Below are 24,261 nucleotides of genomic sequence, written 5' to 3' on the forward strand. Positions count from 1 at the left end.
GCGCGGCCGTGTCTAGCGCCGCGCGCCCCGGGCGTCATCCTTCACGGCGAGCCGGGCGGAGGCCACGCGCTGGGGCTCGGGCGAACGCCAGCGCTCGTCCACCGCCGCGAAGCCCGCCACCAGCTCACCGGCCAGGTAGCCGCGCGTCTTCTTGCCCTGGCGGCGCAGCCAGTCGTTGAGCACCTGCCCCTTCGCGTCGCGGCGCACCTCCGGCTGCTGGAGGTTGAAGCGGGAGCGCTTCACCCGCCCGCCCGACTTGTGCACGAACGTCACCGTGCCGTCCGCGCCCACGCGCTCCACGATGCCAATGTGCGTGAGCCCGTCGTTGAGCAGGCCGTCGCGGTTGCGGTCGAACGTGTTCTGGAAGAACACCAGCGTGCCCGGCGTGGGCGTGTCCGTGAGCATTCCCAGGGCGCTCGCCTTGCGGTGGATGGCGGTGACGCCGTTCTCGTCTGGCGACACGTCGTCGGGCAGCAGGTCCAGCCGGCGCTGCTGGAACGCCAGCCGCGTCATCCCGGAGCAGTCATCGCTCACCGTCGGGTTCACCGACGCCAGCGTCGTCAGCCCCACCCAGGACCTCGCCCGCCACAGCGCCCGATCCGCCAACACCACCGGCGCGGCCTTCTTCGTCGCCGGTGCCCTGTTCGCGGCCTGCGCCGCGCCCCCCCACATCAACAGCGCGCTCACCCACGCGCCGACCCACACGCCTCTTCCCATGCGCCCGCGACAGAGCAACCGCCGTGCCCGGCCTGCGTGGCGTTGCGCGTGTCCGCCTCACGACGGACGGCCCTTCCGCCCCTTCACGCGCTGGGCAAGGAATTTCCCACCCACGGCAACCGCGCGCCTTGCCCCTCGGGGCTGGAGGATGGGCGCTACGGCACAGGGGGGCAGTCGTTGTCGGAGGGCGACACCCGCGCCTGGAGCCCCATGGACCGCGACCTGCTGGAGAACGGATCGCACCGAAACACGTTCGTGCGCGGAACCGAGTGCATCCGGGCCTCCACGCAGATCATCAGGGGCACCGCCAGCCCCAGGAGCGCGAACTGGGCCAGGGCGCCGGGCATCCGCGACCCCGGGCCGGGCAGCACCTGCGAGCGCACGCTGGAGAAGATGAACGCGCCGCCAATGGCAATACACAGCGCGAGCGCCATCACGGTCATGCCCTGCGCCATCAAGAAGACGGTGTCCACGGTCCCGCCCCGGTGGGAGTGCACGGCCTGCACCAGCGCGCGCTCCCGCCAGGCCGCCGCGGGCCCCGCCAGACCGAACCCCACCGTGCAGGCCGCCACCCAGACCACCGCGCCGTGCACCTCTCGCCGCAGGATCAGCCACTGCGCCGCCCCCAGCACCACGCCCATCCCCACCGGGGCCATCATCTGCGGCCACCCCATGCCCGTGGCCAGGATGCGCGACCCCAGCATCCCCACCGCGTAGCCGAGCGTCGTCACCAGCACCCAGCCCGGCACCCGCAGCCCCAGATGGTTCAACACCCGCGCCTGCCCGGCCCCCAACAGCAGGCCCGTCAGCGTGAACGCCCCCAGCTCCGCCAACCGGCGCACCACCCCCAGCTCCACCAGGGACAGCGGATGGACGGCCGCCAGACGCAGCCCTCCGTCCAGCAGGCCCACGGAGAACTCCGCCAGCACCTGCCCGAAGGACAGCGCCAGCACGGTGACGGCCGCGAACAGGACCACTCGGAAGGAACGGGAGCCCATGAACCCCAGTCTGCGCGAGAGCCCAGGTCCAAAGCCATCCACCCGGGCACCCTCCTGCTCGCCGGACAACGGCCGTGTCGCCGGGTGGAGGTGGATGTATGGCGCCACATGGGCGCTCCATCCGGGGCCACCGGGCCTGGGCCTGACGTCTTCCACGCGGTGGGCGCCGTCCCGCGCGAGCCGGGTCCACTCGGGGCCGTGGGGCCCCTGCCAGCCGGGGCGTGACCCCGTGAAGCGGCGGACACTGGGAAATGGAGCACGAGCACAAGGCGCGGCCGGCGCTAGATTGCCGCCCCTATGGCGCATCCGACCGACGACAAGAACTTCCGCCTGCCCACCTCCCTCCGCCCGCGCCGCTACTCGGCGACGGTGACCCTGGACCTGGAGGGGCGCACCTTCACGGGCGAGCAGCGCGTGGAGCTGGAGCTGTCCCAGCCCACCACGGAGATCATCCTCCACGCCAACGCGCTGGAGCTGGGCGACGTCACCTTCCGCGCCGGCAAGGACACCCGCAAGCCCGCGTCCAAGCGCGTCGCCCCGGTGAGCGAGACGGTGGTGCTCACGTTCGACGCGCCCCTGCCCGTGGGGAGCGCCACGCTGGACGTGCTGTGGACGGGGCACTTCAGCGACGGCCTGCGCGGGCTGTACGCGGCGGGCCAGGTGGCCGCGACGCAGTTCGAGGCCGCGGACGCGCGGCGCCTGTTCCCCTGCTTCGACGAGCCCGCCTTCAAGGCCCGCTGGGCGCTCACGGTGCGCGTGCCGCCGGGCCACACGGTGCTGGGCAACGGCAAGGTGGTGAAGGACGAGGCGGACGGCGCCCTGCGCAAGGTGACGTTCCAGGAGACGGAGCTGCTCAGCTCGTACCTGGTCGCGCTGGTGGTGGGCCCGCTGGTGGGCACGCCGGAGGAGCAGGCGCAGGGGGTGCCGGTGCGCACGTGGGCGCTGCCGGAGAAGGCGCACCTGGCGAAGTTCGGCCAGGACGTGGCGCTGCAGGTGCTGCCCCGGCTGCAGGACTACTTCGGGCTGCCGTATGCCTTTGGCAAGGTGGACCAGGTGGGCATCCCGGACTTCGAGGCGGGCGCGATGGAGAACGCCGGCCTCATCACCTACCGGGAGGTGGCGCTGCTGCTGGACCCGGCCACCGCGCCCCTGTCCGTGCAGAAGCGCGTGGCGGAGGTGGTGACGCACGAGCTGGCGCACCAGTGGTTTGGCAACTGGGTGACGATGGTGTGGTGGGACGACCTCTGGCTCAACGAGGCGTTCGCCACGTGGATGGCGTTCAAGATTGTCGACCAGTGGCGGCCGGAGTGGCGCATGTGGCTGGACTTCGACTCGCACCGCGCCAGCGCCCTGGCGCTGGACGCGCTCAAGTCCACGCACCCCATCCACGGCGAGGTGCGCAACGCGGGCGAGGCGGGGGAGAGCTTCGACGCCATCACCTACGAGAAGGGCGGCGCGGTGCTGCGGATGATTGAAGGGTTCCTGGGCGAGGGCCCCTTCCGCGAAGGCATCCGGCTGTACATGCGCAAGCACGCGCGCGCGAACGCGGTGAAGGACGACCTGTGGAACGCGCTGGGTGAGGCGGCGAAGCAGCCGGTGTCGGAGCTGGCCACGGCGTGGATTGGCCAGAGCGGCTTCCCGCTGGTGGCGGTGAAGGTGGAGGGGCGCCAGGTGTCGCTGTCGCAGCGGCGCTTCTATTCGGAGCCCGGGGTGAAGAGCGCGGAGACGTGGCCGGTGCCCATGGTGCTCCGGTTCGAGGACGGCGCGGGCGTGCGTGAGCAGCGCGTGCTCTTGCGCGACGCGCGGACGACGGTGACGCTGGACGGCGCGGGCGAGGTGAAGTGGCTGTGCGCCAACGGCGGCTCCACGGGCTTCTACCGGGTGGCGTACGAGAAGCCGGCGCTGGACCGGCTGGCAGCGAACCTGGGGACGCTGGCGCCGTCGGAGCGCATCTCGCTGCTCGCGGACACGTGGGCGCTGGTGCGCGCGGGGCAGGCGCCGGTGGCGGACCTGCTGGACCTGGCGGCGCGCTTCGGGGACGAGGAGGACGAGGCGGTGCTGGACGAGCTGGTCGGGCGGCTCGGGTACATCGAGAACCGGCTGACGGAGGGCGCGGACCAGGAGCGCTTCCGCCGGTGGGTGGAGCAGCTGCTCGGCGGCGGCCTGAAGAAGCTGGGCTGGCAGTCCGCGAAGGGCGAGCCGGACCGGGTGCGGCTGCGCCGCGCGGCGCTGGTGCGCGCGGTGGGCGGCCTGGCGCGCAGTCCGGAGGTGCTGGCCCAGGCCCGGCCGCTGGTGGCGCGGATGCTCCAGGGGGACAAGTCCGCGCTGGACGCCAACCTGCTGGACACGGCGGTGGGCATGGTGGCGCGCGCGGGCGACGCGGCGCTCTTCGACGACCTGTCGCGGCGGATGCCCAAGGAGCCGGACCCCGCGACGCAGCGCCGCTACCTGATGGCGCTCACGTCCTTCGAGGACCCGAAGCTGACGGCGCGGGCGCAGGCGCTGTTGTTCTCGGAGACGGTGAAGACGCAGGACGTGGCGAGCTTCGCGACGGGCCTCCTGGGCAACCGCGCCGGGCGCGACGCGTGGTGGGAGCAGCTCCAGAAGCGCTGGCAGGACCTGGTGACGCGCACGGGCGCGGCCCCCATGCTGCTGCGCCGGGTGGTGGAGGGCCTGGGCCTCTTGCGCACGCGCGAGCACCTGGAGCAGGTGAAGGCGCTGCTCCACGCGAACCCGATCCCGGAGGCGCAGCAGGCCACCGCGCAGACGCTGGAGCGGCTGTCGCAGGACGTGGCGCTGCGCGAGCGCGTGGCCCCGGAGGTGGCCGCGTGGCTGAAGCGCCAGCCGTGATGATATCCGGCGCGCCATCATGAAGACCTCGCTCACGCCCGAAGCCTCCGCCGCCTCCCGCGAAGCCCTGCGCCGCGCCAACGTGGCCTTCAGCCACGCGTACCCGGGCGACGCCTCCCGGCGCCAGCCCGTGCACACCGTGTACGGCGGCGCCCACCTCTTCCGCGCCGGCACCGCGCGGAAGATGGGGGACCTGGCGCTCGCGGCCCTCCGCGAGTACGCGCCCGACGGGGCCGCCCTGGCCCACGGCCTGGGCCTGCCCCAGCGCGGCGCCTTCGCCCAGCGCGTCCACGCCCGCGTCATGGACAAGCTCCAGCGCGAACCCGTGGAGGACTTCCGCATCGACTTCGAGGACGGCTACGGCCACCGCCCCGACGCGGAGGAGGACGCCCACGCCGTCTCCGCCGCCACGGAGCTGGCCCGCGGCCTGGAGCAGGGCGCGCTGCCCCCGTTCATCGGCATCCGCGTGAAGTCCTTCACCGAGGAGCTGTACGCCCGCGCCTCGCGCACCCTGGACCTCTTCGTCACCGCGCTGCTGGAGCAATCCGGTGGCAGGCTGCCGCCCTCCTTCGTCGTCACCCTGCCCAAGGTCACGGTGCCCGAACAGGTGACCGCCCTGGCCCACCTGCTGTCGGGGCTGGAGTCAGCCCACCACCTGCCCTCCGGCGCGCTGGCGCTGGAGCTGATGGTGGAGACGCCCCAGGCCCTCTTCGACGCGCGGGGCCGGCCCCACCTGCGCTCGCTCGTGGAGGCGGGCGAGGGCCGCTGCTCCCACGTGCACCTGGGCGTCTACGACTACACCGCCGCGCTGGACGTCAGCGCGCACGCGCAGAGCATGCTCCACCCCGCCTGCGACCACCTGCGCGACACCGTGCAGGTGCTGCTCGCGGGCAGCGGCGTGCGCCTGTCCGACGGCGCCACCAACGTCATGCCCGTGGGTCCGCACCGCAAGCAGGGGGATGCGCCGCTGCTCCCCACGCAGCAGCGGGAGAACACCGACGCCGTGCACCGCGCGTGGCAGGTGGCCTACCGGCACACGCGGCACTCGCTGGAGCGCGCGTACTACCAGGGCTGGGACCTGCACCCCGCCCAGCTGCCCGTGCGCTATGCCGCCGTCTACGCCTTCTTCCTGGAGGGCCTGGAGCCGGCGTCCCAGCGGCTCAAGGCCTTCGTGGACAAGGCCGCCCAGGCCACCCTGCTGGGGGACGTGTTCGACGACGCCGCCACCGGCCAGGGCCTGCTCAACTTCTTCCTGCGCGGCCTCGCGTGCGGCGCGCTCACCGAAGAGGAGGCCCGGGGCAGCGGCCTGACGCTGGAGGAGCTGCACAGCCGCTCCTTCCGCGCCATTGTCCAGGGCCGCGCCGCGCGGTCACGCTGACGCGGGCGGCTCCGGAGGAGGCGCCTCCCTCCGGGGCCCCAGCCCCTCGCGCGCGACGGCCACGTCCACCGCGAGGATGCCCAGCAGGAACAGCCACGGTCCCGGCCGCGCGGACAGGCCCGTCAGGGCCCAGAGGGTGATGAGGCCCGCGAGCAGCGCCGGCAGCGCGGAGGGCACCGCCTCCCGCGCGCGCCGCACGGACGCCAGCACGCCCAACGCCAGGAGCCCCAGCACCACGCCCGTCGCGCCCAGGCGGCCCCGCCCGGTGCCCGCGCCGGGCGTGGAGGCCGGGAACACCAGCGTGTTGAACTTCCACGTGTGGTGCTCCTGGATGTCCCAGGCGAAGTTGTTGTCGATGGTGATGTCGCGCTGGCGCTCCATGCGGGCGGTGGGCACCAGCGAGCCGGTCCACGACGCGCTCCACGGCAGGAGCATCCCCAGCGCGCACGCGGCCACGCCCGCGAACACCCACCGCTTCAGCCGCACCTCCCCGGGCCGCCGGGGCAGCGACGCCTCCCCCATGGGCGAGGCGCGGAACGCCCGCCATTGCACCGAGCCCAGCACCACCGCCGCCAGCACCCACAGGAGGGGCGCCACGCCCAGCTCCAGCGACAGGAAGGCCTGCGTCACGGTGAGCGCCGTGAACAGGGGCAGGAACGCCGGGTGCTCGGCCCACTTCACCACCGGGGCCAGCGCGGGCGGCAGCGCGCGGCCCGCGGCGCTCCACTCGCGCGCGCCCAGCATGCCGCTGGCCACCAGCATCAACGCCGCCCACGACAGGCCCAGCCCTCCACCGACGAAGGGCAGCACCGGCACCAGCACCGCCGCCGCGACCAGCCCCGCGCCCAGCAGCGGCAGCGAGCCCCCCGGCAGCCGCTCGCGCAGCCGGGGATCATCCAGCACGGTGCGCACCGCGCGGCCCGCCGAGTCCGCCGCCCGCTGGGCCTTGTCCGCCACGTCGTCCATGACGGGTGACTCGGGCGCGTCCCCGGTCCGCGTCACGTCCCGGCCGCAGTGGGGACACGTCCGCGACGACAGGCCTTCAGGGAGCGGCTGACCACAGTGCGGGCAGGACATGGCGCGGAGTCCTCCTCTGACGAACAGAGCGCGAAGCCTACACCGCGCCCCCGCCGCATCCATGAACCATCGCGCCGCGTCCGGGGCTCCACGGCCTTCGCACGCACGGCCGCTTCCTGGCGGGACAGGCCGCGCGGGGCCCTGCTACCAGAGCATGTCCTGGTCCTCGGTGACGCCCGGGACATTGGACAGCCGCAGCTCCTGGCCAGCCACGCGCAGGGTGCCTTCGAAGAAGCCCACCGGCTGGGCGAAGTGGCTCACCACGAGGCGCAGGTTGCGCTCATCGCGGTGCACGTAGATGGGCTTGAAGCGCAGGTCCACCGCGCCGTCCGCCGTCGTCAGATGCCACGGGTCCAGGAGCTCCTTCGCGTCGTAGTCGAAGCGCGCGCGCCCCACGGGATAGAGCCGGTCCCCCAGCCAGATGGCGTTCTCGTTGGCTTCGGTGACGCCCTCGTTGAAGCCCTCCACGAGGTTGAGGCCCACGGGCGTGCCATCCGGGAGCCGCCCGGCCGCGAAGGCCCAGCGCCACGCGGTGTGCCGCGCCAGGTAGCCCTGCGTGTAGTCCATGCCACCCACGCCGCCATCCAGCCGGAAGCGCTTGCCGCCCGCCTCCAGGCTCCCGAAGGCCAGCAGGCCGCTGCGCTTCTGGGTGACGTTGACCAGCCCGTCCCCCTCCACCGGCGCGATGACGGTGAGGGCCGGCGGGCCGCCCGCCACCAGCAGCTCGCCGTTCCACTGGAAGCTCTGGAGCGACTGCGTGCGCATGCGGCTGACGTCCACCTCCACCTGGTAGCGCTCGTCGGCGGCGCCGCGCTTGACGGACATGCGCCCGCCCAGCGTGCGGAAGGCCGCGACCAGCCCCGCCCCCGGCTTGTCGCTCACCTCCGCGAGCGGCCCGGGGACCCCCAGGAAGCTCACGTCGCACAGGGGCTTCATCTCCTGGAGGTCCACCGCCACCGCGAAGGCGTTGGCCGTGTAGCCCAGGTCCACCACCGCGAAGAGGGCCGCCACCTCCTGCGTGGCGACGAAGGTGTAGTGCCAGCGCTTGCGCTTGAGCAGGCGCGTGGCGCGCCCCGGCGCCCACTTCCCCAGCAGGCGCGGCAGGTCCACCTCGGGCAGCTCCCCCTGGTACGTCCCGAACCGGGGCTCTCCTTGCGTGGAGGCCACCGAGGCCGGGGCGAAGGGCAGCAGGGATTCTTGTTCTCGCTCGGGTGTCATCTCGAAACATTGGACGGCACTTCGCCGCCCCTGTCACGAGAACATGCTGCGCATGCGGCGCCCCGGCGACAGTCGACGCGCGCGTGCCTGCCTGCTAGCTCCGTCCGAAGATGATGCGCTCCTGGGAGAGCAAGCGCGTGGTGAAGCGCAGGGCCACCGCTGACACCCCCACGCAGGACAGGAGCGCGAGCACGAAGGGCACCGGGCCCAGGGACTCGCCGCGCATCACCTCGCCCGCGAGCAGCTCCTGCCCCAGCACCGGCACCGCGAACATCCACGTCCGCGTCTGGATGGGCGACAGGGCGAGCATCATCCCGGGCAGCGTGGGCAGCACCATCAGGAGCGACAGGTACGTCTGTGCTTCCTTGAACGACCGCGCATAGGTGGACACCCACATCTGCACGGCGGACGCGGCCAGCACCAGCGGCAGCACCGCGGCGAGCATGCCCAGCGCGGCGGGCGCGTCGAACCGGGCGCGCACGCCCAGGTCCTCCAGCGGCACGCGCTTCACCACCAGGAAGTAGCCCACGAGACACAACACCACCCCCGTGGCCGCCATGGCGCACGTGGCCAGCCACTTGCCCGCCACCAGCGCGCCGCGCGGGGCGGGGTTGAGCAGCAGGGGCTCCAGCGAGCCGCGCTCGCGCTCGCCCGCCATGGTGTCGCTGGCCAGCTGCATGCCGCCCGCGAACGCCGCCATCACCAGGAACAGGGGGATGGTGGTGAGCACCGTGGCCGCGGTGCGCTCCGGCGTGGACAGGTCCAGCTCGTCCACGCGCACCGGCTCCGCCAGCTCCGGGGACACGCCCCGCGCGAACAGGCGCTGGTTGCCCATCTGTTGCGCATACGCCGCCAGCATCCGCTGCGCGCGCTGCACGGACTGGCGCGCCTTGTTGCGCGAGCTGTCCATCACCAGCCGCACCGCGGCGGTGTGCCCCCGGGCGAAGTCCCGTGAGTAGTCCTCCGGCACCACCAGCACCAGGTCCAGCGTGCCGGCCTGCACCAGCGCCTCGTAGTCCTTCGGCGCCTCCGACAGCTTCGCGCCGTAGCGCTCCAGGAAGGCCATCAGGCTGGGCGCGTGCTCGCGGCCCACCACCGGCACCTCCAGCGGCCGGTCCTGCCGGTACCAGGAGGCCATCATGTTGAACATCACCAGGAACACGAGCGGGCCCAACAGCGGCCACATCACCGCGGAGCCCAGCGTGCGCCGGTCCCGCAGGTGGTCGCGCACCTCCTTGCGCAGCACCGTCCCGACCTGCCCCCTCATTCGCGCAACCCCTGCTCGCTGCCAATCACGCTCACGAAGGCTTCCTCCAGGCTGTCCTTGCCAGTGCTCGCGCGGAGCGCGTCCGCCGTCCCGTCCGCCACCACCCGCCCGCGCGCCACCACCACGATGCGGTCACACAGCGCGGCCACCTCCTGCATCACGTGGCTGGAGAACACCACGCAGCAGCCCTGCGCCTTCAGCTTGCGCAGCAGCGTGCGCACCGACCGCGTGGCCATCACGTCCAGCCCGTTGGTGGGCTCGTCCAGCAGCACGTTGCGCGGGCCATGCACCAGCGCGCGCGCCAGCGCGACCTTCACGCGCTCGCCCTGGCTGAAGCCCTCCGTGCGCCGGTCCGCGATCTCCTTCATGTCCAGGAGCTCCACCAGCTCCTCCACGCGCGCGTCCAGCGCGGCGCCGGACAGCCCGTGCAGCTCCCCGAAGTACCGGGCGTGCTCGCGCGCGGTGAGGCGAGGGTAGAGCCCGCGCGCGTCGGGCAGCACGCCCAGGGCGCGGCGGGCCACCTCCGGCCGTTGGGCCACGTCCACGCCGTCCACGGTGGCGGTGCCGCCGTCGGGGCGCACCAGCGTGTAGAGCATGCGCAGCGTCGTCGTCTTGCCGGCGCCGTTGGGGCCCAGCAGGCCGGTGATGACGCCGTCCTCCGCGGTGAAGGACACGTCGTGCACCGCCGTCACGGCGCCGAAGCGCTTGTGCAGGTTCCTGGCTTCAATCATGGCGCCTGGGGTTCCTCAAGGCACGGGGCCCGCGAAGGAGGTGAAGAAGGGCGGCCGCTTCAGGCCCGCCCCACAGTCGGGCGTCAGGCCCTCCACGCCGCCGCGCGCGAGCACCTCCGCCATCAGCGTGCGCGCGCAGTCCGCGCCCACCGTGTTGTGCCCCAGCCCCGGCACCACCACGTGCAGGCTGCGAGACAGGGTGCGCTTCGCCTCCTCGCCCCAGGCGGGCGGCGTCACCGGATCCAGCTCCCCGGACAACAGCAGCGTGGGGATGTCCGACGTCACCGGGTCGCGGAAGCCCTTCGGCACGTTCGCCTGGGGCCACTTCGCGCAGGCCCGCTTCACGTCCAGCGCCATGCGCGGGCCGAACCAGGTGCCCTTCGCCTCGCGCTCGGCGTCCTCCTCCGTGAAGAAGGGCGCGTCCTCCGCGCACACCACCGCCATGAACATGCCCCGGCTGGTGGTGCGCGCGACCTCGTCGGTGAGGCCCAGCGACAGCGCCACGAAGGGCGCCCAGTCGTCCTTCGCCGCGCGGTCCAGCATCAGCGGCACCAGCGACGCGACGTCCGGGCTGTAGAGCAGCGAGAAGAGCTCCGACAGGAAGACGCGCCGGGTGAGGGTGAAGCCCTCCGGCACGCCCGTGCGCGGGTGCGGCAGGCGCACCTTCGCGGGGGTGGCCTCCAGCTTCGCGAGCAGCGCCTCCGTGCGGGCCCGGAGGTCCGGGTACGCCGTCGCGCAGACGGAGTCCTTCGTGCACGCGTCCAGCAGCAGGTCCAGGGCGCGCTGGCCATCGCGCGCGGCGTACAGCGGCAGGTACTGCCCCATGGGGGCGACGCCATCCAGGATGGCGGTGCGCACGTGGTCCGGGTGCTGGCGCATGTACACCAGCGCCGCGCGCGTCCCGTAGGAGATGCCCCACAGGTTCACCTTCGCGTAGCCCAGCGCCGCGCGCACGTCGTCCAGGTCATCCATGGCGATGGACGTGGTGTAGAGCCGCTCATCCGCGTCCCAGCCCTTCCTGCACTGGGGGATGACGTCCGCGTCCTCGCGGTCCTCGAAGCGCTCCGCCAGCGACGCGCGCGAGGGATTGAGCGCCTCGCAATCCAGCGGGTGCGAATCCCCCGTGCCCCGCTGGTCCACGAAGACGATGTCGCGCTGACGCCGGATGCGCTCCAGCGCGGGCAGGATGCGCGTGCGCGACGCCGCCTGTCCGGGGCCGCCCGCGAGGAAGAACAGCGGATCCTCCTTGGGCTGCGACGCGAGCGCTGGCACCACCACCACGCGCAGCGACAGCTTGCGCCCCTGCGCCCGGGCCCGGTCCTCGAAGACCTCCAGCGTGCCGCACAGCGTCTGCGCGGCCACCCCGTCCAGCCGGCACGGCGTCAGGGCCATCCGCCGCACCGGCCCGGCCTCCGCGCTGGGCGACCGGGAACAGCCCGCCAGGGACAGCGCCGCCACCACCGCCAGCGCGAGCCAGCTCCCCGGGCGGGGGGCCTGTGGGATGGCGGGGGGGTGAGACAAAGTGCCACCTGTCACGGCGGGCCAACCTCCTGCACGGGGGAGTCCTGCTGGCCGCATACCATTGGAGTGCCGAAGGTGCACCCGCCGAGGCCCCGCCGCGCGCGATTGAATCCGCGCGAACGTGGGGCGTCCTCTGCTACGCCCATGCCCACCATGAAGAAACGCGCGTTCCTGGTCCTGTTCGCCCTGTCGCTCACCACGCTCAGCGGCTGCGCCGCGCTGCAGAGCCTGCTCAACGGAGCCTTCAAGAAGCCCACGCTGCACTTCAAGACGGCCCGGCTGGCGGACGCGTCCCTGTCCGACGCCACGGTCGACCTGGTGTATGAGTTGGACAATCCCAACAGCCTGGGGCTGAAGCTGGCGTCGGTGGACTACGCCTTCTTCGTGGAGGGCAAGCAGCTGGTCGCCGGCAAGCCCCGGAGCGGCCTCAACCTCAAGTCCAACGGCAAGAGCGAGCTGGTCTTCCCCGCCAACGTGAAGTTCGCGGACATCGCGCCGGTGGTGACCACGTTCCTGGACAAGGACGCGGCCAGCTTCAAGGCCCAGGGCAGCATCGGGGTGCAGACGCCCATCGGCGTCATCCGGTTCCCCTTGGAGAAGGAAGGCACGTTCCCCATCCCCAAGATTCCCCAGGTGCAGTTCCAGGCGCCGCGCATCACGAACGTCACGCTGAGCGGGGCCACGGTGGAGTTCCCCCTGGCCATCACCAACCGCAACAGCTTCCCCCTGCCGGTGGCGGGCATCACCGGGGCGCTGAAGGTGGCGGGCGCGAACGTGGGCAACCTGTCCACGGGCAACCTGGGCACGCTGGACGGCAGCGGGACGAAGCAGGTGACGCTGCCGTTGACCATCCACTTCGCGAGCGCCGCGTCCGCGGCCATGGCCCTGCGTTCGGGGGGCAACGCGCAGGTGAGCCTGACGGGCAACCTGACGTCGGACGCGCAGTCCGTCCCCTTGAACCTCAGCCAGCTCGTGAATTTCACGAAGTAGCCGGAGGGCATGCAGGGAGGCAGGCGGTGCATGGGCCACCGGGGATGTTGTCCCCGGCCAGGGGAGCCGTTACGGTTGCGCCGCTTCCCGAGGGCCCCCATGCGCCGCATTCTCTTCAAGTCCAAGATCCACCGCGCGACGGTGACCCAGGCCGACCTCGACTACGAAGGTTCGGTGACCATCGACCGAGACCTGCTGAAGGCGGCGGACATCCTGCCGTTCGAGAAGGTCGCGGTGTGGAACGTCACGCGCGGCACCCGGCTGGAGACGTACGCCCTGGAGGGCGAGTCCGGCAGCGGAGTCATCTGCATCAACGGCGCCGCGGCGCACCTGAACCAGCCGGGCGACCTGGTCATCCTGGCCACCTTCGCGGAGGTCGAGGAGTCGGAGCTCGCCCACTGGAAGCCCAAGGTGGTGTTCGTGGACGGCAAGAACCGGGCGGTTCCCGGCATCACCGAGGAAATCCCCGGGCCCGCGCGCCGTATCGCCTAGGGCGCGGGGCGCTCCGGCACCTTTTGCCGCCTCCCATCGTGTCTGCCATGCTTCCCGCTCTTTCCCTGTTGGAGCGGACGCGCGGAAGGAACCCGCGTCCCGGAGGAGACGACGCGATGAGGTGGACGTGGGCGGGCCTGCTGGCCCTGGCGGTGGTGGGGTGCAAGTCGGTGGGCCCGTATCAGCGTGACCCCAACGACGAGGACGCGGTGAGTTCGAACGTGCCCGTCATCCGCGCGCCCTCGCAGGACCGCTGCGCGGCGCTGGGGAAGGCGTCGGTGCGCGGCGGCTGCGACGACGCGCTCTATCTGGCCAGCGAGTACACGCGGCGCCTGGCGGTGGGCGACGAGGTGTGCCTGGAGGGTGGCTACGGCGACGAGCCCGGCGCGGCGTGCAAGGCGCGCGCGGCGGTCATCGACACGGGGCCCAACCGGGTGAAGCTGGAGGTGCGGCAGGCGCGCCCGGACTCGCGGTGGTTCAAGTCGGAGATGCGGCACGCCTGGTACGAAGAGGGCGCGCTGGTGGACCTGTATCTGGCCGAGCGGGGTTACTAGAGACGACAGGCCGCGAGCGCGGCCCAAGGAGAAGGACATGGCCTTCTACGACAGCGTGACGGAGCGGCTGGGCTTCATGAAGAAGCTGTCCCCGGCGGAGCTGAAGAAGCTGGGGGCGCTGCGCCTGTCGGACCTCATCCAGGGGGAGATTGGTCGGGCGCGCGTGCGCGTGGCGGCGCTGGAGAAGCGCTACCCGTCCGCGACGACCAAGGAGCTGGCGCAGCGGCTGGTGGATGAGAAGAAGAGCCTGGCGGGGATGGTGGGCGGCGTGAGCGGGGTGTTCGGGCTCATCTCGCTGCCCGCGGACCTGACGTTCATGGCGTATCTGCAGCTCGTCCTGCTGACGGACGTGGCCACGCTCTACAAGGCGAACCTCAAGACGGAGCGCGCGAGGGGGGAGCTGCTGGACCTGTTCGGCTACGCGAACGGGCTGGGGCCGCTGCACCGCTCGGGGCCGAAGGTGCTGGGGAAGCTCGCCGCGCTGCTGCTGCACAAGGGCGGCATGTCCACGCTGGGCCGGGCCATGCCGCTGGTCGCGGCGCCCATCACGGCCTACCTCAACAACCAGCACATCCAGATGGTGGGTGAGCAGGCCGTGCGCTTCTACGAAGGCTTCGACAAGGCACACGCCAAGGCCCGGTCCGCCCAGCGCAAGGCGAGCGGGAGCTGAGCATCGGCCGCGCCCCGCGATGGACAGCGTTCATGTCATCGCCAGGGGCCGCCGCGTCGCGGCTCAAGGAAGCAGATACCGCCCTCCTCAAGGAGAGCGGGGCCCTGTCCCCGTTCCACGACGACACACACGCCTGCGCGTTCCGGGGACTGGAGAGCGCCTTCGCTGACGAGGGCCTCCACGCGTGGCTGCGCGAAGCGACCCCGGCCCGCGAAACCACCCCTCCTCCAGCAACTGACGAAGGGCTTCGAACACGTCGTGGACCGGCTCACCACCGCCCTGCCCTTCGAGCCCACCTGCGAAGTGGACTGCAACCGCCTGCTGATCCACGACGGCAAGGCCTGGAAACGACACCGCACCTGGGGAAGCCCCGGGGCCTGTCCGGCTTCGGACGGGCGCACTCGATGGCCGTCTTTCAAGGTCACGTCTTCGTCAGCGTGCGTGACCGGGTCCTTCGGGTGGAGGGAAGACGACCCATCCCGCTGGAGGTCCCCAGTCCCGCCCCCGGCTTCGCTCGCCTGAAGCGCGGGCGGGAGGCTGTGGGCGGTATTTCCCCACCACCTCGCCTGCTCCGCCGACGGGGGCTCCTTTGGGGCCGTGACCTTCCGCTGAGCCCGGGCGGCGGCGGGAAATAATCAGGTCAGCAACCAGGGCGATATTCCCGTCGCGTATTCCCGTTGGACTCTTCGCGGGATGGAAGCCCGCGGGATGCCCTGGGCGCCCCATGCGAGGCCGGACGCGGATTCGCGCCCACGGGATGGAGGGGTGGAATGACGGAGCTTTCAGTGGATGTGCGCGTGCAGGTGGCACGGTGGCGGAACCTCCTTGTCGACGCGGCCCGTTGCGGCGCGCTGGCAAGCCCCCTGGCGGCCCTGACCCATCCCCACTGGGAGCCCCTGGAACTCCAGGCCCTCTGGTGGCTGCGCTCGGAGAGCCTGCTACCCGTGGGCGTGCTCGCCATGCGCCTGGGAGGGCTCGCCATGCCCCGCCTGAGCCGGCTGGTGGATCGCCTGGAACAGGGCGGCCTCGTGCGCCGGGAGCGCTCGGTGCGGCACGACCGCCGGCGCGTGCGCGTGCGCCTCACTGACACGGGCCGTGCGCTCGCGGAAGAGACCGACGCCCAGGTGCGGGAGCGCATGGCGAAGCTGCTGTCGCCGCTCCAGGGCGAGACGCGCAGCGCGCTGATGGACATCCTGGAGCTGTGGGTGCAGGCCCTGACCGTCCAGGCCCGCGCCGCCGAGGAAGCCGGCGAAGAGGCCTCCGAGCCCAGCCCGCCCAGCGACGAACTTCTAACGGCTTCGGCCGCCTGACGGACGACGACGCCCCTGGGCCGCGCCGGGTCCGCGCGCTCCAGACCGCGGGCTCGCCTGGGATGCGGGTCACGGCTGGCGCTAAACGGTGAGGGACTACAGCGCCACCTCGACGACGCCCGACCGGCGGCACGCCTCCGCGCCATCGCCCTCCCAGGACTCGCCTTCCGCGCCCTGCACCCACAGCAGGAGGAGCTCGGACCGCACGGGCCCCAGCCGCCATCGTCCCGCGGTGTCCGTCTCCCCGTGGACGGGTGGCATCGAGCGGGCCCTCCCGCTCGCGGTCACCCGCGCTCCGGACACCGGTAGGCCCTGGCGGGTGACGTGGACCTCGCAGGAGGCCCCGGAAGTGCCTTCTGGCGAAAGGCTCACCTCCACGTCTCCATCCCCTTCTCCCATCCGTGCCACGGAGCTCGGACGCGACGCATATGGCGACGACGCCACCTGGATCCGGTACGTGCCGGGCTCCGTCAGGGACACCGCGACGCTGTCACCCTCGGGGATGAACTCCTGCGTGGTCACTTCGCTCCACCCGCCCCGCTCGTCACGACGCTCCAGCAGGTACACCGGATAGAGCGGCAGGGAGCGCTCCTTCAGTTGTGCCCGCGTGAAGCCATCCATCCGCAGGACCAGCCACTGGTACGCCGGCACACGCCATTCCACGTCCACCGTTCCCTGCATCGCCACCGCTGGCGAGAAACCAAAGTCCCAGATGGAAGGCGCTACGGGCCGCCCCGCCTCCTCTTCCTGCTCCCGCCGCACCGAGAAGGCGGTCTGCTTCCAGGTCGGCACGCCCTGCATCGTGAAGCGCCCGTCCGCATCCACCCGGACCTGCTCGCCGTCGTCTCGAATCAACACCGCGGGCCCCAGGGGACGCGCGCCGCTGCCCAACAGCACCCGGCCCCGCAGCGTGACCGAGCCTCCCACCCCTTCGGGGAACACCTTCGCCACGTCGAGCGACACCGGCTCCACGGAGCCCTCGCGCAGGGGCACCTCCACCGGCAGGCCCCGCTTTCCCGACGGCGCGCGCAACCACAAACGCAGCGACCGGTCCGGCGGCAGCGGCGCCAGTCGCGTCTCCCCATCCGTCACCAGCGGGATGAAGTCATCATTCTGGACGGCGTGCATCAGCTCCGGCGCCGCCATCGCCAGCACGGACAACAGGGCGCTGGCCTGCTCCACCTCCGCAGGCTCCACGACGCGTTGGAGCCGGACGGAGAAGGTCCCCTGAACGTCCCGCGCGCCTTCCAGCCGCACGCGCACGCCCGTGGGGCGCTGCTCACGCAGCACCCCCAGGTCCACCGTCCCCGTCACCGGCTGCGTGGCGGGCATGTGGTCCGCCCACCAGATCGTCCCGTCTGGCTCGAAGGCGGCCAGCAGGTAGCGCGGCGCGGACGGGACCTCCACTGGCCCGACCCTGCCTCCCTGCTCGGATGCGATGACAGGGGCCTTCACCCACTCCCGCACGTTGGCCAGCTCCTCCAGCCGCGAGGGCCCCGTGCGCGCGAAACGCCGACGCCCCTCCTCCTCCCACCACCCGCGATCCTCGTCCGAGATGAACGCCGCCCCCACTCGCGCATCCCCGCTGAACGGATGCGCCCCCATGAGCGTCGCCGTCAGCCGCAGGCCCGCGTCCGCGACCTCGACCGGGGGAACGGCCTCGGGCACGACCGCGTCCCCGTCACGCGAGGACAGGGGCGGCGGTGATGGCGACAGGCGAGGTGCGGACGCCGTGCTGGACACCGCCCACCACGCCACGCCCAGGAGCACGACGGCCAGCACCCCGGCCAGGATCCGCTTCAGGCGCATGTGGCGTCAGTCCGTGTCGCTGGTGGAGTACAGGGACAGCCACACCGGCGCGTGGTCCGACAGCCGGGTGACGTAGTCCTTCGTATCCGCGATGTAGTCGCGGCCCGTGCTGGAGAACTCCGTCACGTAGGCGTCCTGCATCCAGAAATGGTCATACGCGTTGGCGAAGCCCCCGGACGTGTTCAGCGTGGTGGGCACGTCCAGCTTGCACGTCACCGCGGGTGACACGGCCTTCAGCTGGCTCCAGGACGCATGCGTGCAGGGCATGTTGTGGTCGCCCACCAGGATGACGTCCTGGTCGGTGCTGCTGTCGGACTGCACGGCCGTAAACACGTCGTCGATGGCCTGCGCCTCCAGCTGACGGTCCGCCGCCGTGCCCCACACCGTGTGCCAGTTGAGGAACGTGTAGTCCGCGCCCGTGTTCAGGTGGCGCACCTTCACCACCTGCGGCTCGCGCTCGAACAGATCCGCCGTGTCGTTCCACACCGTGGAGGACAGCAGCGACACCGTGTCCGTCCGGTACAGCACCGCGTACGACTCCTTGTAGGACGAACGCCCGAGGAGCGGCGTCACCACCGCCGTCCACGCCACCCCCGACACCTGCGTCAGGTTCTGCGCGATGGCCTGCGCCGCCGCCGTGCTCATCACCTCCTGAAGGAACACCAGGTCACAGCCGTTGTTCGACGTGCTGTTCGAACCGAACTGGTTCCAGATCTGCCGCGCGTCATCCAGGTACGTCTGCTCCGCCGCCCATCCCTCGTGACGCAGGTTCCAGCTCACCACCCGCAGATAGGAACCCGCCTGCGCCAACGCGGGGAGCACCAGCACCGTCAACACCAGCACACGCGACACGAAGGACGACCCTCTCATTTCACGGCACCTCGGGGCCTGCGGGGTGAATGGCGCCCCATCTACGACAAACCCGGGTGGCTGGAGCGGCTTTCCTTCATGGACTCCAGGCCCCCATGGCTCCCACTCCTGGACACTCCCTCATTAAACGCAACTTGATTGCATTTGACTCTTTGTGGCATCTATCCCGGGCCGCTCGCGGGAAGGCGTGGCGGCCCACGCACCGCCACAGGTGCGTCTTGAGGGGACGCCATGAGCCGCATCGTCTGGAGTGTCGGGGGCACGGGGGTGGTGCTGTCGTGCATCGCGCTGGCCTGGCTCCACCGGCCCGTGGCGGTCCACCTCGAGACCGTCCCCACCGCGTCGGTCAGCTCCCGGCGGACCGCGCCTGCCCCGCCTGATTCCCGAGGGGTACGGACGGCTCCGCCCGCGGACCTGTCCGCGCAAGAGCCCACGTCCACCACCCAAGGAGCCGAACCCTCACCGGAGGCGTTCCTCGACGCGGCGCTGGCGACCCAAGGACCGCTCCAGCCAGAGCTGCGGGGCCGTGCGCGCCGCGTGCTGCCCGACACACGCCTGCGGCTGGTGGCGGCCCTGCGCGCGGACCATCCCAGCGCCCAGGCCCGCCGTGACGCGGTGCTCGCGGAGCTCACCGCGTCCGGCGTCAGCACGGAGCCCTGGACCCGGGGAGCGCGCGCCGCGCTGGACGCGTGGCAGGCCCGCATCCATCAGGACGTGCGGACCCTCCAGGCGGAGCCTGCCCGCTGTTACGCCGCCGGCTGTCTGACGCGCGTCACCTTCCCGGACGAGGCGTCGTTCCGCGACGCGTGGGCACGGACCTCGGAGCTCACCCCCAGCGCCGACAGCGCCCACCTCCAGCTTCCGCCCGAGCACCTGCCCTCGGGCGAGGTGCGCGTCCCGTGGCTCGTCCTGCGCCCGGACCGCCCCCAGCCCTCACCCGCAGCACCCCTCCAAGGAGTCACCCCATGACGCAGCACCTGTCTTCCCGTGCCCTGCTGGCCGCTGGAGCCGTCCTCCTGCTCGCCGGCTGTGGCCCCACCGAGCAGCCCGCTCCCGAGCCCCAGGCCCCCGTCACCCAGCAGTCGGAGCTGCTCGCCGCCTGCCAGGACACGGAGGCGCTCGCGGAGGTCGCCGAGCACTCCTGCACCCACGCCGAATACGGCCCCTTCGAGTCCGTCACCGCGGCGCCCTTCGGCGGCCCGTCCTTCGTGGACGTGAGCGTCGAACACACCGCGTACAACGTCAGGCTCCCGGCCATCACCTTCAAGAAGTGGACGCTCGGCTACGCGGGCTCCCTCATCTTCACGCCCGAGGAGTCCACCGAGTACGCCTTCCTCACGTCCGCCTACCGCGCCCTCCGCGTCGTCAACGCCGCCACCCACGAGGAGGTCGGACTCGAGTGCCGCTACACCATCCCGCGCGAGGTCTGCGGCGCGCTGCGCACCGCCGTCACCGCCGACCTCGAGGGCGGCGTCGACTACCGCCTGGACTTCGCGGCCGTCGTTCCCCAGTCCGACTCGTTCCTCCTCGTCATCGAGGAGACCGCGCACGAAGGCCACTCCGGCGAATAGGCCGCTGAACCCGGGCCCGTGGGCACCTCCAAGGTCCACGGGCCCTTTCGCCATCCAGCCACTCCTGCAGCTCCGTGACATCCCCATCACCCTGACCGCTCCGGTGAGGAAGCCCTTCATGCGCTCCCCGTTCCGTCCCCTGCTCCTGGCCAGTTGCGTCGCGGCGCTGACCGCCTGTGGCGGTGACGCCGCCCCTCCCGCTCCGGATGAGACACCCCAGGAGCAGGCCGACCCGTGCGCGCCCCACGGCCACCTCCACCGCGAGCCTGACGCGGACTGGTGCCACTGCGACCGGGGCTACCTGGCCACCGAGCAGGGCCTGTCGTGCGTGACGGACCCCCACTACGTGCCGCGCGACGGCTTCGACTTCGGCGACAACGGCGCGCACGCCTGCTGGCACGTCGCGAACGGTCCCTTCGCCACCGTCACCGCCACCCCGGAGCGGCAGCCGCGCGTGGATGACTTCCACACGCACTACACCGTCCAGCTGCGCCCGGAGCATGGACTGTCCGTGGGCACCTTCAGTTTCAAGGCGTGGGCCACCGGCGACTTCGTCCTCTACCTGAGCACACCCGACATCCCCGTCACCGTGAAGGAAGGCGAGCGCGTCCTGGAGCCCGTGGGCACCCAGGCCACCGGCCCGTTCTGCGACGGCCTGAAGCAGATGGTCGGCTACGAGCTGACCGACAAGGTCCAATACACCGTCACCTTCGGACCCACCGCGAACACCGGGCTCGGGCTCGTCATCGAACACCTCCAGTGATGGCCTGACTCGCACGACCATTATTGCAACTCAGTTTCATTTAAGGCATGAGTGGACCACCGGGCGCACCGGCGGCTTCAAGCCGCCTGGCACCCCGCGTCCGGCATCCCGAAAGGAATCACCCATGTTGAAGAAGAAGCGCATCGCGCTGGGCGCGTTGTGGGCGCTCGGCCTGACGGCCTGCGGACCGATGGAGGAGGCTCCCGAGGCCCTGTTCGAGGCCCAGGACTCGCAGGAGTTGGAGGCGGGCTGCACGTCGCTGGGCACGGGCATCACGGCGCACGCGTGCGTCCACTCCAGCAACCCGACGGATCACGTGTCGCTCACGGCGGGCGCCACGCGCTCGACGAGCGCGCCCTCCATCAGCACGAAGCACAAGGCCTATGACCTCGCGCTGCCGTCCGGCGCGGAGGGCTCGGTGACGTACGTACCGGCCACCACCGGCTCGTACGCGTTCTACCGGACGCAGAACGTGGCCTTCACCGTCATCAACGGCGGCACCAGCGCCACGGTGCCCGCCGCGCTGGGGCACACCGTGTCGTCCTCCGGCTGCACGCTCACCCACGTGTCCGTGCATGACCTGACGGCGGGTACGACGTACATCGTCGCGACGGGCCCCGCGGCGGGCAACGCCCTCACCGTGGTGCCGGAGTTCCTCAACGACTCGCGCACGCGCTACTACCAGGACGCGGATGGCGACGGGTACGGCAATAACTCCGTGTCTGTCTATACCGCTTGCACGCCGCCCTCCGGCTACACGACGCAGCGCTTCGACTGCGATGACACGCCGGGCTCCGGCGCCAGCATCAACCCCGGCGCCACGGAGATCTGCGGCAACGGCATCGATGACAACTGCAACGGAGTGCAGTGCTGACCGCCGACCGCTGACGCGGACCTGAACCGGTCCGCTCCCGCGCTGGAGCACCTCCCTCGGAAGGGTGCTCCAGCGCGGGCCTCTCTCCACGCGAAGGACTCCCCACGATGCGCCTCTCCACCGCCGTCTTCCTTTTCACCGCCTGCGCCACCCTCACGCTGTCCGGCTGCGTCGACTCCCCCCCTGCCCCGGAGGTGGACGCGGGCTCCGACGCGGGCACGAAGCCCGACGCGGGCACGAACCCCGACGCGGGCACGACGCTGTCCAGCGCCACCGTCACCGCCTCCCTTCCCGCTGAAGGCGACAAGGACGTCTACCCGCTGGAGATGCACCTGGACACATCTGGAGAGAAGCCGCTCATCGCCTTCCGCAAGGTGCTGACGCTCACCTTCAGCGACACCATGGACACGACCGCGGCCCAGGTGACGCTGCATGACCGCACGGACACCACCGCGCCCGCCCGCGTGCTCACCGGCACCTGGTCCGAAGAGGCTCGCACGCTCACCGTCACCGTGCCTCGCACCGAGGAGAGCACCCGGCCGCTGGAGGTCTCCACGCACTACGCCCTGGCGCTGGACGCGCTGAGGGACGCGGCGGGACGCGCGCTGGCCCCCTCCACGGTGGGCCTGGGCGGTGATGTGTCGCTGGACTTCACCACCGGCGAGCGCGACCCGGCGCTGGAACACGCGTGCACGCACACGCTCGTCAACACGCCAGAGTCCGTCACCGCGGGCCGCACCCCCTTCGACTTCCCTCCCGATACGAACACCGGCCACGTGCGCTACGCCGTTACCCTGCGCCCGGGGGACCTGGGCTTCGGGGGCTACACCGGCTTCATCTCCGATCCGGAGAACCCGGAGCACGTCACGCTCTACCTGGACCAGGAGGTGGCCACGGCGGTGACGAACGACACGGCGGGTGGAGCGCCCGTCCCGTCGGTGCTCGCGCCCGCGCGGTCCATCTGCGCTGGCATCACGCACACGGTGACGTTCACGTCGGAGCCGGGCGATCAAATCCATCTGCTCCGGTTCGGCCCCGTGTCAGCGGAGACCTTCCGGTTCGTGCTGGAGCGCGAGTAGCCCGCCCAGCGGGGAGGTACCTGCGTCCACCAGCACATGGTCTCCCTCCCTGGCGGCCCACTGCCGTGAAGCGGTGCCCCCGTTACGGTGGAGGTCTCTCACGGAGGCCTCCGCATGCGCCACGCCGCTCCCCGCAGGACGCTCGACCCCCACGAGGAGGTGCGGACGCTGCCGCACTATCTGGTGGGCGAGGCGCTCGATGGCATCCTCTACGTCTCCTCGCCCCCCATCGCGCGCAAGCAGGGCCTGACGCCGCTGCTCGGACGCGCACCCGAGGGCTGGTGGTGGACCGCGGAGCCCCGGCTGCTGCTGGGCCAGGATGTGCTCGTGCCGGACCTCGCGGGCTGGGTGGGGGGACGGCCTCGGACGGCGGATGCCGGCGCCTTCATCGAACGCGCGCCGGATTGGGTCTGCGAGGTGCTGACCCCCGCCACCGCGAAGCTGGACCTCGGCATCAAGCTGCCGCGCTACGCCCGCGCCGGCATCGGCCACGCATGGGTCGTCAACCCGGTGCACCGCGTGGTGGAGGTGTTCCGCCAGGACCACGAGCGCTGGGTGTTGCAGCGCGCTTTCGTGGATGAGGAGCGCGTTCGCGCGGACCCTTTCGGCAACGTGGAGCTGATGCTGTCGCCGTTCTGGACGCAGGGCTGAGGCCCCGCGCGTCCACTCAGCGCCCGAAGAGCGCGGACACCCTGCCGATGAGCAACCCGCACCCCACGAGGGTCGCGGCGACGGCGATGAGGAACCCGGCCGCGAGCCAGGCCTGACGCTTCACGCCCAGCACGGTCTTCCGCTCCACGCGAAGCGGCTTCCCCCGCTGCTCCGGGTGGCCCGACGCGGAGTAGCGGGGGGTGCCCCCGATGAGCAGGTCGATGAGGCCTTCCTCGGGAGCCGGGGCGAGGAAGGTGGCGTAGCGCCTGGACTCGTCACCTCGCAGGAGCGACTGGAGCTTCGCGTAGCCGTCCGCCCCCGCGGCGGACAGCGCGGCGGACAGGGCGCGGCCCTCCACGGGAGCAAGGCAGCGGGCTCCCGCTTCGAGCGCGAACTGGCGCGCGGGGGCGGGGATTCGCTCGAAGTGCCGGTCCATGTCCGACCGCGAGGCCTTGGCCAGCAGGAACCCGAGCAGGTCCAGGTCGCCGTAGCCATGGATCAGCTGATCCACCCAAGCGGAGTAGCGGAAGGGGTCCGTGTTCCACTGGAAGGAGAAGCCACCGACCTGCTGACCGCCCAGGGCCACGAGCAGCTCCGGCACGCCGGGGCTCTCCCCCCACACACTCGTCAGCCGGGGCAGATAGGTGCCAGCCCGCTCCCACGGCTCCGGAAAGGGTCCGAAGACCTCCGGATCCCCGAGCGTCTTCGCCAGGACCTGGGGCATGACGACAAGCGTGTCGAGCACGGAGGGCTCGGGCGACAGGGCGGGGTCGGGCGCGTCGAGTCCCAGGTCCTCCAGGGCAGCGGAGGACAGGACGACGGGGCGCGTGAGCGCGGAGAGCGGGAAGCGGAAGTGGAGGGGCATCGCGGA

At 71.8% G+C, this 24,261-nt stretch carries 23 protein-coding genes; 13 read left to right on the forward strand and 10 right to left on the reverse strand.

Features of this window, described 5'->3' with window-relative positions; translation table 11 throughout:
* Positions 1–12 precede the first annotated feature (12 nt).
* Together FOF48_RS17370 and FOF48_RS17375 are read right to left on the reverse strand one after the other, a co-directional pair.
* On the reverse strand, positions 13–717 hold the full coding sequence (locus FOF48_RS17370; RefSeq protein ID WP_143903063.1) for a CHAP domain-containing protein: 705 nt from the start codon (positions 715–717) through the stop codon (positions 13–15).
* 155 nt (positions 718–872) lie between these two features.
* A complete protein-coding gene (locus FOF48_RS17375; RefSeq protein ID WP_143903065.1) occupies positions 873–1,715 on the reverse strand; it encodes a hypothetical protein in 843 nt (280 codons plus the stop codon).
* Positions 1,716–2,012: 297 nt separating this feature from the next.
* Here FOF48_RS17375 and FOF48_RS17380 point away from each other — a divergent pair, with 297 nt between their 5' ends.
* A complete protein-coding gene (locus FOF48_RS17380) occupies positions 2,013–4,565 on the forward strand; it encodes a M1 family metallopeptidase (RefSeq protein ID WP_143903067.1) in 2,553 nt (850 codons plus the stop codon).
* A 19-nt stretch (positions 4,566–4,584) separates the two neighbouring features.
* A complete protein-coding gene (locus tag FOF48_RS17385; protein ID WP_186001953.1) occupies positions 4,585–5,943 on the forward strand; it encodes a phosphoenolpyruvate kinase in 1,359 nt (452 codons plus the stop codon).
* Here the strand turns inward: FOF48_RS17385 and FOF48_RS17390 are convergent.
* The 5 genes from FOF48_RS17390 to FOF48_RS17410 form a co-directional block, all read right to left on the reverse strand.
* A complete protein-coding gene (locus tag FOF48_RS17390; protein WP_143903071.1) occupies positions 5,935–7,020 on the reverse strand; it encodes a zinc ribbon domain-containing protein in 1,086 nt (361 codons plus the stop codon). The two genes, FOF48_RS17385 and FOF48_RS17390, sit on opposite strands and share 9 nt — an antisense overlap.
* 144 nt (positions 7,021–7,164) lie before the next feature.
* Positions 7,165–8,238 (reverse strand): DUF2804 domain-containing protein, encoded by a 1,074-nt coding sequence (locus FOF48_RS17395; RefSeq protein WP_143903073.1) that lies wholly within the window; start codon positions 8,236–8,238, stop codon positions 7,165–7,167.
* A 94-nt stretch (positions 8,239–8,332) separates the two neighbouring features.
* Positions 8,333–9,505 (reverse strand): ABC transporter permease, encoded by a 1,173-nt coding sequence (locus FOF48_RS17400; protein ID WP_143903075.1) that lies wholly within the window; start codon positions 9,503–9,505, stop codon positions 8,333–8,335.
* Complete coding sequence (locus FOF48_RS17405) at positions 9,502–10,236, reverse strand: ATP-binding cassette domain-containing protein (protein ID WP_143903077.1); 735 nt, start codon at positions 10,234–10,236, stop codon at positions 9,502–9,504. Before FOF48_RS17405 ends, FOF48_RS17400 begins: the two co-directional genes overlap by 4 nt.
* Positions 10,237–10,251: 15 nt before the next feature.
* Positions 10,252–11,814, reverse strand: a complete 1,563-nt coding sequence (locus FOF48_RS17410; protein WP_370456591.1) for an alpha/beta hydrolase — start codon at positions 11,812–11,814, stop codon at positions 10,252–10,254.
* A gap of 87 nt (positions 11,815–11,901) precedes the next feature.
* Here FOF48_RS17410 and FOF48_RS17415 point away from each other — a divergent pair, with 87 nt between their 5' ends.
* From FOF48_RS17415 to FOF48_RS17435, 5 genes are all read left to right on the forward strand, one after another.
* Positions 11,902–12,747, forward strand: coding sequence for an LEA type 2 family protein (locus FOF48_RS17415; RefSeq protein WP_143903079.1), 846 nt, complete (start codon positions 11,902–11,904; stop codon positions 12,745–12,747).
* 99 nt (positions 12,748–12,846) lie between these two features.
* Positions 12,847–13,239: an aspartate 1-decarboxylase gene (gene panD / locus FOF48_RS17420; protein WP_143903081.1), complete on the forward strand. Its 393-nt coding sequence runs from the start codon at positions 12,847–12,849 to the stop codon at positions 13,237–13,239.
* 116 nt (positions 13,240–13,355) lie between these two features.
* A complete protein-coding gene (locus FOF48_RS17425) occupies positions 13,356–13,793 on the forward strand; it encodes a hypothetical protein (protein ID WP_143903083.1) in 438 nt (145 codons plus the stop codon).
* Positions 13,794–13,830: 37 nt separating this feature from the next.
* Positions 13,831–14,463: an EcsC family protein gene (locus FOF48_RS17430; protein WP_143903085.1), complete on the forward strand. Its 633-nt coding sequence runs from the start codon at positions 13,831–13,833 to the stop codon at positions 14,461–14,463.
* A gap of 770 nt (positions 14,464–15,233) precedes the next feature.
* Complete coding sequence (locus FOF48_RS17435; RefSeq protein ID WP_143903087.1) at positions 15,234–15,773, forward strand: MarR family transcriptional regulator; 540 nt, start codon at positions 15,234–15,236, stop codon at positions 15,771–15,773.
* A gap of 96 nt (positions 15,774–15,869) precedes the next feature.
* On the opposite strand, the gene FOF48_RS17440 is transcribed toward FOF48_RS17435, so the two are convergent.
* Together FOF48_RS17440 and FOF48_RS17445 are read right to left on the reverse strand one after the other, a co-directional pair.
* Positions 15,870–17,582 carry a carboxypeptidase regulatory-like domain-containing protein gene (locus FOF48_RS17440; protein ID WP_143903088.1) on the reverse strand — a complete coding sequence of 571 codons (1,713 nt, stop codon included), beginning with the start codon at positions 17,580–17,582 and terminating at the stop codon, positions 15,870–15,872.
* Between the two features lie 6 nt (positions 17,583–17,588).
* Positions 17,589–18,452, reverse strand: coding sequence for a deoxyribonuclease I (locus FOF48_RS17445; protein ID WP_143903090.1), 864 nt, complete (start codon positions 18,450–18,452; stop codon positions 17,589–17,591).
* Between the two features lie 231 nt (positions 18,453–18,683).
* Here FOF48_RS17445 and FOF48_RS17450 point away from each other — a divergent pair, with 231 nt between their 5' ends.
* The 6 genes from FOF48_RS17450 to FOF48_RS17475 all read left to right on the forward strand — a co-directional run bounded on the left by FOF48_RS17450 (position 18,684) and on the right by FOF48_RS17475 (position 23,390).
* Positions 18,684–19,421: a hypothetical protein gene (locus FOF48_RS17450; RefSeq protein ID WP_143903092.1), complete on the forward strand. Its 738-nt coding sequence runs from the start codon at positions 18,684–18,686 to the stop codon at positions 19,419–19,421.
* Complete coding sequence (locus tag FOF48_RS17455) at positions 19,418–20,023, forward strand: hypothetical protein (RefSeq protein WP_255442308.1); 606 nt, start codon at positions 19,418–19,420, stop codon at positions 20,021–20,023. The genes FOF48_RS17450 and FOF48_RS17455 overlap by 4 nt, the downstream gene beginning before the upstream one ends.
* Positions 20,024–20,141: 118 nt before the next feature.
* Positions 20,142–20,786 (forward strand): hypothetical protein, encoded by a 645-nt coding sequence (locus tag FOF48_RS17460; protein ID WP_143903094.1) that lies wholly within the window; start codon positions 20,142–20,144, stop codon positions 20,784–20,786.
* A gap of 124 nt (positions 20,787–20,910) precedes the next feature.
* Positions 20,911–21,660, forward strand: a complete 750-nt coding sequence (locus FOF48_RS17465) for a putative metal-binding motif-containing protein (RefSeq protein ID WP_143903096.1) — start codon at positions 20,911–20,913, stop codon at positions 21,658–21,660.
* Positions 21,661–21,767: 107 nt separating this feature from the next.
* The gene (locus FOF48_RS17470; protein WP_143903098.1) at positions 21,768–22,739 is read left to right on the forward strand and encodes a hypothetical protein; all 972 of its coding nucleotides are present in this window, start codon (positions 21,768–21,770) and stop codon (positions 22,737–22,739) included.
* Positions 22,740–22,853: 114 nt separating this feature from the next.
* Positions 22,854–23,390 carry a Uma2 family endonuclease gene (locus FOF48_RS17475; protein ID WP_143903100.1) on the forward strand — a complete coding sequence of 179 codons (537 nt, stop codon included), beginning with the start codon at positions 22,854–22,856 and terminating at the stop codon, positions 23,388–23,390.
* Between the two features lie 16 nt (positions 23,391–23,406).
* Here the strand turns inward: FOF48_RS17475 and FOF48_RS17480 are convergent, their stop codons facing one another.
* Positions 23,407–24,255, reverse strand: a complete 849-nt coding sequence (locus FOF48_RS17480; protein ID WP_143903102.1) for a hypothetical protein — start codon at positions 24,253–24,255, stop codon at positions 23,407–23,409.
* Positions 24,256–24,261 lie beyond the last annotated feature (6 nt).

The sequence above is a fragment of the Corallococcus sp. Z5C101001 genome, assembly GCF_007352635.1.
Lineage (GTDB): Bacteria > Myxococcota > Myxococcia > Myxococcales > Myxococcaceae > Corallococcus > Corallococcus silvisoli.

Excerpts from the sequence above, each read along its gene's own strand:
- FOF48_RS17370 (WP_143903063.1), bottom strand. The coding sequence starts at position 717 with ATGGGAAGAGGCGTGTGGGTCGGCGCGTGGGTGAGCGCGCTGTTGATG.
- FOF48_RS17375 (WP_143903065.1), bottom strand. The coding sequence starts at position 1,715 with ATGGGCTCCCGTTCCTTCCGAGTGGTCCTGTTCGCGGCCGTCACCGTG.
- FOF48_RS17380 (WP_143903067.1), top strand. The coding sequence starts at position 2,013 with ATGGCGCATCCGACCGACGACAAGAACTTCCGCCTGCCCACCTCCCTC.
- FOF48_RS17385 (WP_186001953.1), top strand. The coding sequence starts at position 4,585 with ATGAAGACCTCGCTCACGCCCGAAGCCTCCGCCGCCTCCCGCGAAGCC.
- FOF48_RS17390 (WP_143903071.1), bottom strand. The coding sequence starts at position 7,020 with ATGTCCTGCCCGCACTGTGGTCAGCCGCTCCCTGAAGGCCTGTCGTCG.
- FOF48_RS17395 (WP_143903073.1), bottom strand. The coding sequence starts at position 8,238 with ATGACACCCGAGCGAGAACAAGAATCCCTGCTGCCCTTCGCCCCGGCC.
- FOF48_RS17400 (WP_143903075.1), bottom strand. The coding sequence starts at position 9,505 with ATGAGGGGGCAGGTCGGGACGGTGCTGCGCAAGGAGGTGCGCGACCAC.
- FOF48_RS17405 (WP_143903077.1), bottom strand. The coding sequence starts at position 10,236 with ATGATTGAAGCCAGGAACCTGCACAAGCGCTTCGGCGCCGTGACGGCG.
- FOF48_RS17410 (WP_370456591.1), bottom strand. The coding sequence starts at position 11,814 with ATGCGGCCAGCAGGACTCCCCCGTGCAGGAGGTTGGCCCGCCGTGACA.
- FOF48_RS17415 (WP_143903079.1), top strand. The coding sequence starts at position 11,902 with ATGCCCACCATGAAGAAACGCGCGTTCCTGGTCCTGTTCGCCCTGTCG.
- panD (WP_143903081.1), top strand. The coding sequence starts at position 12,847 with ATGCGCCGCATTCTCTTCAAGTCCAAGATCCACCGCGCGACGGTGACC.
- FOF48_RS17425 (WP_143903083.1), top strand. The coding sequence starts at position 13,356 with ATGAGGTGGACGTGGGCGGGCCTGCTGGCCCTGGCGGTGGTGGGGTGC.
- FOF48_RS17430 (WP_143903085.1), top strand. The coding sequence starts at position 13,831 with ATGGCCTTCTACGACAGCGTGACGGAGCGGCTGGGCTTCATGAAGAAG.
- FOF48_RS17435 (WP_143903087.1), top strand. The coding sequence starts at position 15,234 with ATGACGGAGCTTTCAGTGGATGTGCGCGTGCAGGTGGCACGGTGGCGG.
- FOF48_RS17440 (WP_143903088.1), bottom strand. The coding sequence starts at position 17,582 with ATGCGCCTGAAGCGGATCCTGGCCGGGGTGCTGGCCGTCGTGCTCCTG.
- FOF48_RS17445 (WP_143903090.1), bottom strand. The coding sequence starts at position 18,452 with ATGAGAGGGTCGTCCTTCGTGTCGCGTGTGCTGGTGTTGACGGTGCTG.
- FOF48_RS17450 (WP_143903092.1), top strand. The coding sequence starts at position 18,684 with ATGAGCCGCATCGTCTGGAGTGTCGGGGGCACGGGGGTGGTGCTGTCG.
- FOF48_RS17455 (WP_255442308.1), top strand. The coding sequence starts at position 19,418 with ATGACGCAGCACCTGTCTTCCCGTGCCCTGCTGGCCGCTGGAGCCGTC.
- FOF48_RS17460 (WP_143903094.1), top strand. The coding sequence starts at position 20,142 with ATGCGCTCCCCGTTCCGTCCCCTGCTCCTGGCCAGTTGCGTCGCGGCG.
- FOF48_RS17465 (WP_143903096.1), top strand. The coding sequence starts at position 20,911 with ATGTTGAAGAAGAAGCGCATCGCGCTGGGCGCGTTGTGGGCGCTCGGC.
- FOF48_RS17470 (WP_143903098.1), top strand. The coding sequence starts at position 21,768 with ATGCGCCTCTCCACCGCCGTCTTCCTTTTCACCGCCTGCGCCACCCTC.
- FOF48_RS17475 (WP_143903100.1), top strand. The coding sequence starts at position 22,854 with ATGCGCCACGCCGCTCCCCGCAGGACGCTCGACCCCCACGAGGAGGTG.
- FOF48_RS17480 (WP_143903102.1), bottom strand. The coding sequence starts at position 24,255 with ATGCCCCTCCACTTCCGCTTCCCGCTCTCCGCGCTCACGCGCCCCGTC.